This window comes from Paenibacillus sp. N3/727 (assembly GCF_022637315.1).
Lineage (GTDB): Bacteria > Bacillota > Bacilli > Paenibacillales > Paenibacillaceae > Paenibacillus_AQ > Paenibacillus_AQ uliginis.
The window spans coordinates 4,425,563-4,439,586 of record NZ_CP093336.1 but is presented as its reverse complement, the minus strand read 5'-3'; the positions used below and the strand labels follow the sequence as shown (position 1 = coordinate 4,439,586).

Annotated in this window: 13 protein-coding genes; all 13 read left to right on the top strand. The window is 47.4% G+C overall.

The window, feature by feature from the left end; all coding sequences use genetic code 11:
* The first annotated feature begins 10 nt into the window (after window positions 1–10).
* Window positions 11–1,465 (top strand): acetaldehyde dehydrogenase (acetylating), encoded by a 1,455-nt coding sequence (locus MNQ98_RS20475; RefSeq protein WP_241929890.1) that lies wholly within the window; start codon window positions 11–13, stop codon window positions 1,463–1,465.
* Window positions 1,466–1,541: 76 nt separating this feature from the next.
* Entirely contained in the window at window positions 1,542–1,832 is a 291-nt protein-coding gene (pduA, locus tag MNQ98_RS20470; RefSeq protein ID WP_106766209.1) for a propanediol utilization microcompartment protein PduA, read from the top strand.
* Between the two features lie 137 nt (window positions 1,833–1,969).
* Window positions 1,970–2,770 (top strand): cobalamin adenosyltransferase, encoded by an 801-nt coding sequence (locus MNQ98_RS20465; protein ID WP_241929889.1) that lies wholly within the window; start codon window positions 1,970–1,972, stop codon window positions 2,768–2,770.
* 10 nt (window positions 2,771–2,780) lie between these two features.
* Entirely contained in the window at window positions 2,781–3,407 is a 627-nt protein-coding gene (eutD, locus tag MNQ98_RS20460; protein ID WP_241933990.1) for an ethanolamine utilization phosphate acetyltransferase EutD, read from the top strand.
* A gap of 27 nt (window positions 3,408–3,434) precedes the next feature.
* Window positions 3,435–4,142, top strand: coding sequence for an ethanolamine utilization protein (locus MNQ98_RS20455; protein ID WP_241929888.1), 708 nt, complete (start codon window positions 3,435–3,437; stop codon window positions 4,140–4,142).
* Between the two features lie 15 nt (window positions 4,143–4,157).
* A complete protein-coding gene (locus MNQ98_RS20450; RefSeq protein ID WP_241929887.1) occupies window positions 4,158–4,433 on the top strand; it encodes a EutN/CcmL family microcompartment protein in 276 nt (91 codons plus the stop codon).
* Complete coding sequence (locus tag MNQ98_RS20445) at window positions 4,426–4,968, top strand: BMC domain-containing protein (RefSeq protein WP_208918715.1); 543 nt, start codon at window positions 4,426–4,428, stop codon at window positions 4,966–4,968. Before MNQ98_RS20450 ends, MNQ98_RS20445 begins: the two co-directional genes overlap by 8 nt.
* 24 nt (window positions 4,969–4,992) lie before the next feature.
* Window positions 4,993–6,102, top strand: coding sequence for an ethanolamine utilization protein EutH (eutH, locus tag MNQ98_RS20440; RefSeq protein ID WP_241929886.1), 1,110 nt, complete (start codon window positions 4,993–4,995; stop codon window positions 6,100–6,102).
* A 267-nt stretch (window positions 6,103–6,369) separates the two neighbouring features.
* Window positions 6,370–7,968, top strand: coding sequence for a spore germination protein (locus tag MNQ98_RS20435; protein ID WP_241929885.1), 1,599 nt, complete (start codon window positions 6,370–6,372; stop codon window positions 7,966–7,968).
* Between the two features lie 23 nt (window positions 7,969–7,991).
* Window positions 7,992–9,194 (top strand): Ger(x)C family spore germination protein, encoded by a 1,203-nt coding sequence (locus MNQ98_RS20430; protein WP_241929884.1) that lies wholly within the window; start codon window positions 7,992–7,994, stop codon window positions 9,192–9,194.
* Between the two features lie 6 nt (window positions 9,195–9,200).
* Window positions 9,201–9,443: a hypothetical protein gene (locus MNQ98_RS20425; RefSeq protein ID WP_241929883.1), complete on the top strand. Its 243-nt coding sequence runs from the start codon at window positions 9,201–9,203 to the stop codon at window positions 9,441–9,443.
* Between the two features lie 14 nt (window positions 9,444–9,457).
* Window positions 9,458–10,567, top strand: a complete 1,110-nt coding sequence (locus MNQ98_RS20420) for a GerAB/ArcD/ProY family transporter (protein WP_241929882.1) — start codon at window positions 9,458–9,460, stop codon at window positions 10,565–10,567.
* A 174-nt stretch (window positions 10,568–10,741) separates the two neighbouring features.
* A complete protein-coding gene (locus tag MNQ98_RS20415) occupies window positions 10,742–14,011 on the top strand; it encodes a DEAD/DEAH box helicase (protein ID WP_241929881.1) in 3,270 nt (1,089 codons plus the stop codon).
* Window positions 14,012–14,024: the final 13 nt, after the last annotated feature.

The window sequence follows — 14,024 nt, the reverse complement described above, 5'->3', positions numbered from 1 at the left end:
AGGAGTATTGATGGAAACATTGGATAAAGACCTAAGATCCATTCAAGAAGTCCGAGATCTAATCAAGAAGGCCAAGGAGGCACAAGCCCAATTGGCCGACATGACGCAAGAACAGATCGACGCAATCGTCAAAGCTGTCGCCGATGCTGGCTATAAACATAGCGAGAAGCTGGCAAAGATGGCCAATGAGGAAACGGGCTTTGGCCGCTGGCAGGACAAAATCATCAAAAATACATTTGCTTCGAAGCATGTGTATGAATCGATCAAGGATATGAAGACGGTCGGAGTACTCAAGGAAGACAAAGTGCATAAGGTGATGGAGGTTGCTGTACCTGTCGGCGTTATTGCTGGCTTGATTCCGTCCACCAATCCAACATCGACTGTTATCTATAAGGCGCTCATTGCGCTCAAGGCCGGGAACAGTATCGTGTTCTCCCCGCATCCGAATGCGCTCAAGAGCATTTTGGAAACGGTGAAGATCATCAGTGAAGCAGCTGTCCAAGCTGGATGCCCAGAGGGTGCTATCGGAGTCATGACAGTTCCGACGATTCAAGGAACCGATCAATTGATGAAGCACAACGATGTTGCCTTGATTCTGGCTACCGGCGGAACGGCGATGGTCAAAGCGGCTTATTCATCCGGTACACCAGCGATCGGCGTTGGTCCGGGTAACGGTCCAGCCTTTATCGAAAAGAGTGCAAACATTCCGCTTGCCGTTAAACGCATTATGGATTCCAAAACGTTTGACAACGGCACGATTTGCGCATCGGAGCAATCGGTTGTAGTTGAAGCATGCAGCAAGGAAGCAGTTGTTGCTGAATTCAAAAAGCAAGGAGCTTATTTCCTTACTGAAGAAGAAGCAGCTCAGCTCGGTAAATTCATCATGCGTGCCAACGGCACGATGAACCCGCAAATTGTGGGCCGCAGCGTAGAGCACATCGCCAAGCTGGCGAACCTGAATATCCCAGCGGGTACGCGTGTGCTGATTGCTGAAGAAACTCGTGTCGGAGCAAAGGTTCCATATTCACGCGAGAAGCTGGCCCCAATTCTGGCCTTCTACACTGAAGACAGCTGGGAAGCGGCATGCGAGCGCTGCATCGAGATTCTGAATGGTGAAGGTGCCGGACATACGATGGTTATTCACTCTGAAAATGAAGACATCGTTCGGGAGTTCGCTCTGAAGAAGCCGGTATCCCGCTTGCTCGTAAATACGCCGGGTACGCTTGGCGGCATCGGTGCAACGACAGCACTCGCACCGGCGCTTACGCTAGGATGCGGTGCAGTTGGTGGAAGCTCGACATCCGACAACATCAACCCGTTCAATCTGCTCAACATCCGCAGAGTGGCATATGGGCTTATGGAAATGGAAGACTTGGCGGGTCAGCCCGAAGCGGCAAACATCGATCTTGGTGATAAAGAACAGTTAATCAACATGATCGTAAATCGTATTCTCGAAAAAATGTAAGTACAGAGGCAATACCAACTAACGTTGATTCAAAAATTTAACATAAACAAAACAATTTATTAGGAGGAATTTTATCATGGCAAACGCAAACGCATTGGGAATGGTGGAAACAAAAGGTTTGGTAGGAGCAATCGAAGCAGCAGACGCAATGGTTAAAGCAGCAAACGTTACATTGATCGGCAAGGAGCAAATCGGTGCAGGTCTCGTAACAGTAATGGTTCGTGGTGACGTAGGCGCTGTTAAAGCAGCTACAGATGCAGGCGCAGCAGCAGCAGAGCGTGTTGGCGAATTGCTGTCCGTACACGTAATTCCAAGACCACACACAGAAGTAGATGCAATTCTGCCTAAGACTAAAATCGCAGAATAATTGCTGATTCGTAAAACAAGCCTAAAAGACTAGGATGGATACAGGGTGCGGCCTACTACCGCACCCTGTGCTCCACCTGTCAACATGAACCCCATCGCCAGCGGATGAAACAACCGCGTGTATAAGGATGTGAGAATATGGCTGTGATTACGGAAAGCGAATTGCGCAAGCACTTTCGAAATCAGAATTTGAAAGATGTTGCCGTATTTGAAACAGCGGCAGGGACGATTTTGACACCATCGGCCAAAAGCTTTTTGACCGATCATCAGATTGAGCTTCGTTATGTGAAGTCTCCAACTACTGCGGTGGATATCCCGGCGCCCAAGAAAGAAATCAAGCTTCAAATTACTAAGAACTTGGACACTGAACCACAAACCGAAGGAAAAAAGAGGTTTCGAACGCTATATGGCGGATTTTTAGAAACGAAGCCAGAGCATATGACGCATCTGTATGGAAATATGCTTGTATTTAAAGATCATCCTCGGATATTATTCCGCGGCAAGCTGGACTCATTAGAAACCAAACTATTAGAAGCACAAATTAGCTGTTTCAAGCTGAATATGACGAAGCTGGTTGAAGATTTGGAAGAAATACTGCAATTCGTACGGCGAATCGTACGGTGTGAAGTGTTAAGCGAAAGTATAGAGGAATTTCACTTGCTTGGGATGACGCATAAGGAATTGCGCGAGCAGTCTCATTTTCCCAAGAAGTATTTTGGATTGGAACATTTTCAACCCAGCTATGAAATGGGCGAAGCGGTTGTTGTTATAAATGCGTTGCGCACATTGACGAGGGAAACGGAATTGTTGGCTTATCAAGCCTTTAAGAAGGAACATGGAGAAGCAGAGCGTGAAGATATCATTCGGACGCTGAACCGATTGTCTTCATTATTCTGGATTATCATGTTCCGAATCCGTGTAGGACAGTACAATTCATGAGGTGAGAATGGTGGATAATCAACTGGTAGAGAGCATCGTAAATGAAGTAATCAAGCGGGTGCAGGAAGAAACTTGCTTCGAGGTTGAAGCATCCGGTAAGCATGTACATTTGAGCCGTAAGGACATTGATTCCTTGTTCGGTGAAGGATATCAATTGACCAAAGCGAAGGATCTTTCCCAACCGGGACAATATGCTTGCAAAGAGCGCGTTACGCTAATTGGGCCAAAAGGTTCGCTGCATAATGTTGTTGTGCTTGGACCGGAACGTAAAGAATCACAAGTTGAAGTGTCCCTTACGGATGCTGTTGTGCTTGGAGTACCCGTTCCTGTGAAAGAAAGCGGCAAGCTGGAAGGAACGCCAGGTATCGTCATCGCTTCAGGCAGAAATGTGATTCGTCTGGATTGTGGTTTAATTGCAGCTCAGCGGCATATTCATGTCAAAGCAGAGGATGCGGAGAAATTAAACGTTACGAACGGCGAAATCGTGCAAGTGAAGGTAAACGGCAAGCGCCCGCTTATTTTCGACGACGTGCTGGTTCGTGTCAGCCCTAACTATGAAACATACATGCATATCGATTATGACGAGGCTAACGCATGTGGCTTTATGAAGGGTACTAAGGGAAAAATTTTGAAATAGAGCATCTAGGTTTAGGGGTGTGAAAAAATGAACATAGAAGCTCTGGATCGGGCTGCGATTATTGAAGCAGTTACGTCTGAAGTTATCAAGAGGCTGGAACAGGCTCAGTCGGACAAAGCGACTGTACCCATACTCAAGAAGCAAGCGGTTCTGCTGGCTTCGGAACCGGTACCGGAATTGGAGAGCATGCTGAATCAACACTATGAGGTGCGATATTACGACGAGACACTCAGAGATTGCGATGTACTGATCATTCCGAAGCTGTGCCTTCAGTTGCTGTCCAATCTTGGCAACGGCATAAGCGCGGGCCAGCGTGAACGGTTCGTGCTGACCATGCTGTTGAAAGGAAGACAGGTTATCGCTCTGGAAGAGGGTCTGCTTTACCGGAAATACAAGTCAACAGCACCTGTCTTATTGTACAAACAGTATGACGGATTCGTAGACAAACTGAGCAGCTACGGCATTCAGATGGTCAAAGAGTCGGGGCTGCTGATGGCTTGTCAGCAAGATGGGCGATCGGAGGATATTCAGCAATCGTCTCCCGCTATTGAACATGCTGAAGTGCTCCTACAGCCGGAAGTGTTGACCCGCAAAGTCATTACCGAAGCCGAACTGAAAAAGTATCGTCTCCAAAACCAAAACTGGAAAGAGATTGTGATCGATCGGCACAGTATTATTACGCCGCTCGCTCAGGATTATTTGCGTATGCAGCAGATGCAGGTACACAGAAGATAACGGTGAGGTGAACCTATGATCATGGGACAAGTTATGGGCAGTCTATGGGCTACCCGCAAAGACAATAAGCTGAACGGTCTGACCTTCCTAGTGGTCAAGCCGTTATCGTATAATGATGCACCCGTAGAGCGCGACTATTTCGTTGCTGCGGATAACGCGGGAGCAGGCATCGGGGACACCGTACTCGTGACGACTGGAAGCGCTGCCCGAACATCGTTCGCCAATTCGGACGTACCTGTTGACGCAGTTATTGTGGGCATCGTCGATTCCATCGAGGTAGCCCATGAGTAGTGCAATTGGTGTTGTTGAGCTGCGCAGCATAAGTAAAGGATACGAGACGGCAGATCACATGCTGAAGACTTCTCCTGTCAACATACATCATTTAAAGCCGATTTGCCCGGGAAAGTTCCTCATTATCATGAGCGGCGATACGGCAGACGTGCAAGAAGCGATGGATACAGCCAAGGTGGCGGCAGGTGAATTCCGAATAACCGATTTTGTACTGCATGGCGTTCATCCTGACATCATAGAGGGCTTGAAGCGACGTTATTCTTCCCAGTCTGTGGACACCATCGGAATCGTGGAGACATCGACGGTTTCTTCCGGAATTTATGCGTTAAATGAAGCTTTGAAGCAATGCGATATCCGCGTGAAAAAAATGAATCTCGGCATGGCGATTGGCGGCAAGTTTCTCGCTGTGTTCACGGGAAGTGTCAGCGACGTCGAGCAGGGGATGAAGGTGTTTGTCTCCTCCATAGATCAGAAACGGATTATTCACAATACCGTGCTGCGTTCCCCGTCCGAGGAAATCAAACAACATTTCTGATAGTAAGAATGGAGGAGCACGTTCGTGGAAATAAATGAAATCATCATTTACGGCATGGTTATTTTCATGATTCTCGGTGCCATTGATAAGGCAATCGGGTACAAATTCGGGTTGGGCCACCAATTCGATGAAGGGATTATGGCCATGGGTTCGCTCACGCTGGCAATGGTAGGGATCATCTCCCTGTCTCCGGTATTGGCTAAGCTGTTAAGCCCAGTTGTCGTTCCTTTGTATAGCGCGCTAGGAGCTGATCCCGCGATGTTCGCGACCACGTTGTTAGCTAATGACATGGGCGGGTTTTCACTGGCAGTTGAGTTAGCGCAGACTCCGGAGGCAGGCTTGTTTGCCGGTACAATTTTGGGCGCCATGCTGGGACCAACAATTGTATTTATTATTCCGGTTGCGCTTGGCATCATCAAAAAGGAAGACCATAAATTTATGGCCACCGGTGTGTTGGCTGGTATTGTCACGATTCCTCTTGGATGCTTGATCGGGGGTCTTGTGGCAGGATTCTCCATCGGAATGATTTTATCTAATCTGGTGCCAATCATCCTGTTCGCGGTGCTCATCGTGCTTGGCTTGTGGAAATTCCCGCAAGGCATGATCAAAGGTTTCACTATCTTTGGACAGTTTATTGTTATCGTTGCAACACTGGGACTTGCTGTTGGTATTACACAACAGCTGACGGATATCACGATTATTCCTGGTATGGCTCCACTTGAGGAAGGTATCCAAATTGTCGGCGACATTGCCATTGTGCTGGCTGGTGCCTTTGCTATGGTATTTGTTATTACGAAGGTGTTTAATAAACCGTTGATGAAGCTGGGCAAGCTGCTCGGCATGAATGAGATTGCAGCAGCGGGTTTGGTAGCTACACTCGCCAACGTTATCCCGATGTTTGGCATGATGAAAGACATGGACGCTCGGGGTAAGGTCATCAATGTGGCCTTTGCCGTGTCCGCCGCATTTGTGTTCGGTGATCACCTCGGCTTTACAGCAGGGGTAGCCAAAGAGATGATTTTCCCGATGATTGTTGGGAAACTCGTTGGCGGGATTACCGCGATATTGGTTGCCGTCTATCTGTCTAAAAAGATGGCGGCCGAACCGAAGGTTGAACAGCAAGAGGCTGTTTAAGACCTGGGATTCAGCCTAATCGGCTGAACCGTTGAATAGTGGTTCATCTCCTACTAAGGGATTCTCATACTTTGTGTCTCGTATGCCGAGCAATCGGCTGCGGGGCATTTTTTTTATACCACAAATAATGTTTTTGAAACTACATACAAATTGCTCGGCTGAACCGGAATGAGGGAAAATGAATTTCCTATTCCTCTGTTTCTGGGGTTTATCAAAAGCCACTAAGGTAATAATGGGGGTAAAGATGACCGCGAGAGGAAGAACATCATGATTTTTCGGAAAAGAAGCCCTCATAAGATCAAAAAATCCCTTGCCATAAATAGCGAGGTTCAGACGGATCCTCCTGCCGACGTGCTCAGCAAGAGCGTGGAGCAAAACCTTCAGAAAATTCAAGAGACCCTTGGCAATAGCACCGATCTCATTATAAGGAAAATTCCATACGCGCCCGCTGGCGGCCGAACCGTTGCAATCTTGTTTACCGACGGGCTGGCAGAAGGAAAAGTCGTAAACGACTATATTATGGAATCATTAATGCAAAAAGAAGAAGGAGATGATTCCGATCCCATTGATCGGGAGTCTGATTCCTCATCAGATATTTTTCAGACTTTAAAAGATGAAGCCCTGACTTTTGGCGACATCCGTGATCTTTCGAACTTTGAAGCCTTATATCACTCGCTGCTATCCGGAGATGCAATTATTCTCATCGATGGCGAGTCGAAGGGAATAGCAGCGAGTGCGCGAGGGTGGAGAGATCGCGGTGTTGGTGAACCTGCCGTGGAGAACGTGGTCCGAGGTCCGCGTGAAGGCTTCTCGGAAGTCCTGCGTACCAATACAGCCTTGATCCGGCGTAAAATCAAGGACCCACGTCTGTGGCTGGAATCCAAACAAATCGGCCGAGTCACTCAAACGGATATAGGCATTATGTATATCAAAGGCATAGCGAACGACAAAATCGTAGAAGAAGTTCATGCCCGGCTTGACCGCATCGACATAGACTCCATTCTGGAGAGCGGATATATCGAGGAATTGATTCAGGACGAAACGATGACTCCCTTCCCGACTGTGTATAACTCCGAGCGGCCTGATGTCATTGCAGCTGAGCTTTTAGAAGGAAAAGTGGCGATCCTGGTCGATGGTACTCCGTTTGTGCTTATGGTCCCAGCGCCGTTTGTCTCCTTCATGAATGCTGCGGAAGATTACTATCAACGGGCAGATATCAGCAGTTTTGTCCGCTTGCTTCGTTATGGTGGGGCCTTTATCGCCTTGCTGGCTCCATCACTCTATATCGCCATTACCACATTTCACCAGGAAATGTTGCCGACTAGTTTGCTGATCGGGCTCGCAGCGCAGCGGGAAAACGTTCCTTTTCCCGCCTTCATCGAGGCGCTCATGATGGAGGTTACCTTTGAGATTCTGCGTGAAGCTGGCGTCCGCATGCCGAAGTACATTGGAGCAGCCGTCTCCATTGTAGGCACGCTGGTTATCGGGCAAGCGGCCGTTGAGGCCGGAATTATCTCCGCCGCCATGGTCATTGTCGTCTCAATCACAGCCATATCAAGCTTTGTGCTGCCTGCCTACAACATGTCCATCGCTTTTCGGATGATGCGTTTTCCTTTCATGGGACTTGCCGCTTCCTTCGGATTGTACGGCATTTTCGTAGGTTGCATCGCTCTTGTCCTGCATCTTTGCAGCTTGCGAACCTTTGGCGTGCCTTATATGGCGCCACTTGCACCTTTGATTCCCAGTGACAACAAGGATGCGCTCTTCCGGTTTCCTCACAGCCTGTTGCTTACCCGTCCGCGATTGACCAATCAGAAAAATATCAAGCGGGAAAACAGCGCTACTTCCCGTAAATCACAAAAGTAAACATCGAAAGGAGGCAGAGGAGGATGAAACGATACGTACTCAGTCTGTTCTTGTTCCTTATTCTGACCTCTTTTCTGACAGGATGCTGGAATCGCCGGGAACTAAATGAGATCGCCATTGCGGTAGGGATGGGGCTCGATAAGGTGGGAAAACAATATCGGGTATCGGTTCAGGTGGTGAATCCTAAAGAAGTGGCTTCCGGTAAAGGGCAAGGCTTATCTCCTGCCATCTTGTATACGACGGAGGGCGACACCATATTGGAAGCCGTGCGGAGGATGAGCACCCTCAGTCCGCGAAAAATTTATTTTTCCCACCTGAGGATGCTCCTGATCGGTGAATCCCTTGCCCGGGAAGGAATGGCCGAAAGCTTGGATCTCCTGCAACGGGATCAAGAAATCCGGAGCGATTTTTACCTTGTAGTGACTCAGAACAGTTCTGCGGAAGAGGTGTTAAAAATCATGACACCACTGGAGAAAGTCCCGGCAAACAAACTATTTAACACACTGGAGACATCCGAGAAATACTGGTCTCCCAGTTTGACGGACACGCTGGATGAAACGATCAGGGATCTTATCGACGATGGCAAGCACCCTGTCCTGTCCGGACTTCGAATCGTTGGAGACCCGAAGGTCGGAGTTTCAAAGAAAAATGTCGAAAACATCGATATCTCCACTGAACTGAAAGATTCGGGGCTTGCCGCATTTAAGGAAGACAAATTGATTGGCTGGTTAAACGAGGAAGAGAGCAAGGGTTATAACTATATCCGCGGGAATGTCAAAAGCACGGCCGGCCATGTGGACTGTCTGGGGGGAGGCAAGCTTACTACAGAGGTCGTTCGGACAAAAGCAAAGATAAAAGGCCGTGTTGTACAGGGGCAGCCTCAAGTGAATGTCACCCTCCAAGCGGAGCAAAATATCGCCGCAGTGGAGTGCAGAAACTTGGAACTGATCAAAACAGAAACGATTCGACAGATTGAAAAAGAGTCGGAAGCCGAAATCATATCGTTGATGGAGTCAGCAATCAAGAAGGCGCAGAACTCTTTCGGCGCGGATATTTTCGGATTCGGTGAAGCGATTCGACGGGCCGATCCGAAAGCATGGAAGAAAATGAAAGAGGACTGGGATGAGCGCTATTTTACCGATTTACCGGTTCATATCAAGGTCAAAGTCAAAATTCGACGAATCGGAACGGTTGGAGATTCATTTCTGAACAATACGAAGGAGTAGCTTAATATGCTCGCTATTGCGGTTATCATTGCGGTTGGGGCTCTCATTGTCTGGCTGGAGATCCCCCCTTTAATCAAAAAAAAACAAAAAAAGGAACTTTGGGTATTCTCCATCCTGCTGCTCTTCGGTGTCGTGAGCAGTATTATTGTCAATATTAATCGCGATATTCCCAGCCCTCTGGAATGGATCACTGTAATGTTTAAACCGCTCAGTGATCTGTTGGCCGCAATCGGTCTAATCGTTAAATGAACTGAGGTGAACTTATGCAAGAACCGGTCAAAATTTCAGCAAGACAATTTACGATCTTAACGATTTTTTTCACAATCGGCAGCGCTATTCTGGTCATTCCATCGAGCGTAGCTTATATAGCCAAGCAGGATGCTTGGATCGCCTCCCTCATTGGCGTGGCCTGCGGGCTCTGTCTAACCGTGTTGTATAATATTTTAGCCGGGCTGTATCCCCAGATGAATCTGATTCAAATCATGGAGAAAGCTTTGGGCAAATGGCTGGGAAAAGTTCTATCTCTGCTGATCATCATTACTTTAATCATCATTGTTCCCGGAGTATTACATTATCTCGGAAACTTCTTGACGACTCAGATAATGCCCGAAACGCCGGTACAAGCTGTAAATATTCTATTTGCCATTGTGGTGGTCATGGGCGTAAGGCTCGGTCTGGAAACGCTGGCCCGCTCGGCCGAATTGATGTTCCCTTGGTTTATACTGCTTTACGTTTCTTTAGTTATTTTAGTAGCGTCACGGATCAAACTGGAGAATGTTCAGCCTGTGTTCGAACGGGGAGTCGGCCCCATTTGGCCAGGAGTTCTTTCCTTCGTCTCATTAGTATTTCTCCCACACTTTTTGATGCTGATGATTCATTCGTCTGCCGTGAATCAGCCTCGGGAAGCCCGAAAAGCTTTTGTTCTGGGAAGCTTGATTGGCGGGCTTGTGATTGCTTTGATCGTGGCATTATCGATATTGGTATTCGGCCCCGAGATTATTTCACATAGTTTTTTTCCCAGTTACCTGCTAGCTCAAAAAATTAATATCGGCAACTTTTTGCAACGAATTGAAGTGATTATGGCGATCATATGGTTCATATCACTCTACTTTAGATTGACCCTGTATCTGTATTTCATGGCGCTCGCCCTGGCCTACATATTCAATCTAAGTGACTATCGGCCGTTGGTACTACCTCTGGGCATCCTTCTAGTGGCTATTTCGGTCATCGTTTACCCCAATGTCGCCTACCAGCAGAACTTCGATTCCCGAATATGGATTCCTTATATATTGACTATTGGATTGCTGCTACCCTTGCTGCTGCTTCTGATCCATGGGTTACGAAAGTTAGCTGGGACCAAAAAGAAAAAATGATCTGCTCATCCCGGGGAACGATGATATTGGCTTTAGGCTCCGGTAAAAAAAAGATTCAACCATAAGCCAGTAAGAGCCGCTCTTCAGTGGCTCTTACTGGGCTTATTCTGTTATAGTAGATTTGGCAATCCATACCGGCTTGTCCAATTGATAAGGTAAAAGAAAGGATTTGGGATGAGCTTTCCAATAAATGAACAAGTCATCCAATCGTTGTGCGGACGGACCTCTTTTAACAAAGGAGTAATGTACGCTCGGTCTGGCAAAGTTTCGATTACAAGTTTTAATCCAAGTGAATCTGTTTTTTATGCGAGGGTCGATGGTGACCAGATTTGCGATGTAGAAGTGAAGATTTATGATAATGGAGAAGTGGAGGCGGCATGTACCTGCTCGTCTTTTTTTTCATTTGATAAGCACTGCAAACATACAGCTGCCTTACTGTTGTATATATTAGATATTCAAATAGAGGGGGATTTGTATTCAGAAATGCGCTCTTCTGAGGAGGAAACAGGTGTCTCGGATGTAGATATTATGCTTACGAAGACGATGTTGGAACTCTTTGAAGACAAGCACCTGCGTCCAAGCCGTTCGCAGACCTATTTTGATACTAGAACGGTACTTGATATTGAGCTTGTATGCCGAGTGATCTCTTATGGATACCGGAAATATAGGTTTGGCATTGAGATGAAGATCGGTCCCAAGCGAATGTATATCGTGCAAAACATCCGGCAATTTCTCGATCGAGTTCAGCGTAAAGAAAGTTATGCTTTTTCGAAGCATTTCACGTACGACCCTGAGCTTCACAGCTTTAAAAAAGAGGATGACGATATTATTCGGCAGTTTATTGAAATATGCAGCAGCGAGCAAATGTACCTTGAGACGTCCGGTACGTTTGCCAATGTTCAGCCGAGCAAGCTCAGTGGTGAGCGGATGTTATTAATTCTTCCATTTGTCTGGGGAGATTTATATCCGCTGCTTGTAAAAGCACCATCCATAAAGCTGGAGCAGGATGGGGTTACGTATGATGGTCTCGGTTTGAGTGATGGCGCGATTCCGCCTCATTTTGAGTTTGACCAAGTCCGTGAGGAGACTGAAGGCTATCAGCTGCACGTACAAGGGCTGGAGAATATGATGGTTTTGGAAGCGTATGAGCTGGTCCTTGCGGAAGGGAAGCTGTGGAAGCTGCCTGGGGATCAATGCGCAAAACTCTCGGATATGAAACATATGCTTGAGAACTCAGGCAGGAACACTATGGGTATCCTTCCGGAACAGATGGAACCTTTTATGGAAAAGGTCATACCAGGATTAAGAAAGCTCGGCAGCGTCGGTGTTTCTCAGGTCGTCTCTAACCGGATCGTACAGACTCCACTTGCAGCACGCTTGTATCTGGATCGGGTAAAGGACCGGCTGTTGGCGGGTCTTGAATTTCAATACGGCGATATTATTATGAATCCTCTTCAGGAAACGTACCAACAGCGGGGCGAAGGCCGGATTCTGATGCGTAACGGAGATCAGGAAAATCGAATTCTGGAGCTTATGGAACAAAGCCGTTTCAGTAAGACAGAGGGCGGATATTTTCTGGATGACGAGGATGATGAGTACGATTTTCTGTATCATGTTGTTCCGCAGCTGGAACAGTTGTTGAAGGTCTATGCTACCTCTGCGGTGAAGGTACGGCTGTTTAAAGGAGCTATTCCTCCTAAAGTGACGGTAAGCATGGATGAACGGACGGAATGGCTGCAGTTTAAGTTTGATATGGATGGAATACCAGAGGCGGAAGTACGCAAGCTTCTGAAGTCTCTGGAAGAGAAACGCAAGTTTCACAAGCTGCCGGACGGTGCTCTAATGCCGCTGGAAAGTACAGAGTTTCAGGGAATGCTTCATTTTATGAATGGGATGGGGATCAATCTATCGGATCTGAATGGTACCGAAATGCGTTTGCCTGCGGTTCGCGCGTTGTATTTCATGGACTCCGATAGTCATGGGAACTCCATAAAGCTGGAAAAGTCTTTGAGACGTCTTCTGGAGCATGTTCGGAATCCGGACCATTTGGATTTCCCGGTACCTGAAAGTTTGTCTCATGTCCTGAGGGACTATCAGGTATACGGTTATCAGTGGATGAAGACGTTGGCGTTCTACCGATTTGGAGGTATCCTGGCGGATGATATGGGTCTCGGCAAAACACTGCAGAGCATCGCGTTTATCGTTTCGGTTCTGTCTGAGATTCGAGAACGAAAGCAACCTGCGTTGGTTGTCGCTCCGGCATCACTTATGTACAACTGGAAAAATGAGCTGGAAAGGTTTGCGCCTGAGGTCCAAGTCGTCATCGCTGATGGCACGAAAAGTGAGCGGGCATCTGCACTGCAGAATACCGAACGAGTAGATGTTGTAATTACTTCGTACCCGCTACTCCGCAGAGATATTACTATTTATGTAGGGAAATCATTTCATACGGTAATTTTGGATGAGGCCCAGACGTTTAAGAATCATGCTACCCAGACAGCACACGCCGTAAAAGCAATTGATGCGATGTACCATTTTGCACTTACCGGAACGCCGGTAGAGAATAAAATGGAAGAGCTATGGACCATATTCGATGCTGTGTTTCCACAATTGTTTCCGGAAAGGAGGGCCTTTAATGAGCTTTCTAGGGAAACAGTGGCAAAGCGTATTCGGCCATTCCTGCTGCGCCGGCTGAAATCCGATGTATTGAAGGAGCTGCCTGATAAGATCGAGACGCTGCAAGCTTCCGAGCTGCTGCCAGAGCAGAAGAAGCTGTATGCCGCTTATCTGGCCAAGCTGCAACATGAAACCTTGAAGCATTTGAACGAGAAAGGATTTCAAAAGAACCGTATCAAGATTCTTGCCGGCTTAACCAGACTTCGTCAATTGTGTTGTCATCCCTCATTGTTTGTGGAGGGGTATGAGGGTAGTTCTGCCAAGTTCGAGCAACTGATGGAAATTATAGAAGAGTGCCGGAATGCAGGAAAGCGGATGCTCATTTTTTCGCAGTTTACAGAGATGTTGGGCCTCATTGGCCGTGAGCTAGGGGATCAGGGTGTCTCATTTTTTTATCTGGACGGCCAGACGCCAGCTGCGGAGCGGGTTACTTTATGCAGTAGATTTAATGAAGGGGAGAGGGATTTGTTCCTGGTCTCTCTGAAAGCAGGCGGTACTGGACTGAATTTAACTGGCGCAGATACAGTGATTTTGTACGACTTGTGGTGGAACCCTGCCGTTGAGCAGCAAGCGGCAGATCGTGCACATCGCATCGGACAGAAGAATATAGTGCAGGTGATCCGTCTTGTTGCGCAAGGTACCGTGGAAGATAAGATGTACGAGCTCCAGCAGAAGAAGAAAGATTTAATCGAGGAAATTATTCAACCTGGAGAGGAAGTATTGACAGCACTTACGGAACAGGAGATCCGGGAAATATTGATGATCTAAGCAGTTTAATAGA

What these genes read in the sequence shown, in the direction of transcription:
- MNQ98_RS20435 (WP_241929885.1), top strand. Translation starts at nt 6,370, where the DNA reads ATGATTTTTCGGAAAAGAAGCCCTCATAAGATCAAAAAATCCCTTGCC.
- MNQ98_RS20450 (WP_241929887.1), top strand. Translation starts at nt 4,158, where the DNA reads ATGATCATGGGACAAGTTATGGGCAGTCTATGGGCTACCCGCAAAGAC.
- pduA (WP_106766209.1), top strand. Translation starts at nt 1,542, where the DNA reads ATGGCAAACGCAAACGCATTGGGAATGGTGGAAACAAAAGGTTTGGTA.
- MNQ98_RS20420 (WP_241929882.1), top strand. Translation starts at nt 9,458, where the DNA reads ATGCAAGAACCGGTCAAAATTTCAGCAAGACAATTTACGATCTTAACG.
- MNQ98_RS20445 (WP_208918715.1), top strand. Translation starts at nt 4,426, where the DNA reads ATGAGTAGTGCAATTGGTGTTGTTGAGCTGCGCAGCATAAGTAAAGGA.
- MNQ98_RS20415 (WP_241929881.1), top strand. Translation starts at nt 10,742, where the DNA reads ATGAGCTTTCCAATAAATGAACAAGTCATCCAATCGTTGTGCGGACGG.
- MNQ98_RS20455 (WP_241929888.1), top strand. Translation starts at nt 3,435, where the DNA reads ATGAACATAGAAGCTCTGGATCGGGCTGCGATTATTGAAGCAGTTACG.
- MNQ98_RS20430 (WP_241929884.1), top strand. Translation starts at nt 7,992, where the DNA reads ATGAAACGATACGTACTCAGTCTGTTCTTGTTCCTTATTCTGACCTCT.
- MNQ98_RS20465 (WP_241929889.1), top strand. Translation starts at nt 1,970, where the DNA reads ATGGCTGTGATTACGGAAAGCGAATTGCGCAAGCACTTTCGAAATCAG.
- MNQ98_RS20475 (WP_241929890.1), top strand. Translation starts at nt 11, where the DNA reads ATGGAAACATTGGATAAAGACCTAAGATCCATTCAAGAAGTCCGAGAT.
- MNQ98_RS20425 (WP_241929883.1), top strand. Translation starts at nt 9,201, where the DNA reads ATGCTCGCTATTGCGGTTATCATTGCGGTTGGGGCTCTCATTGTCTGG.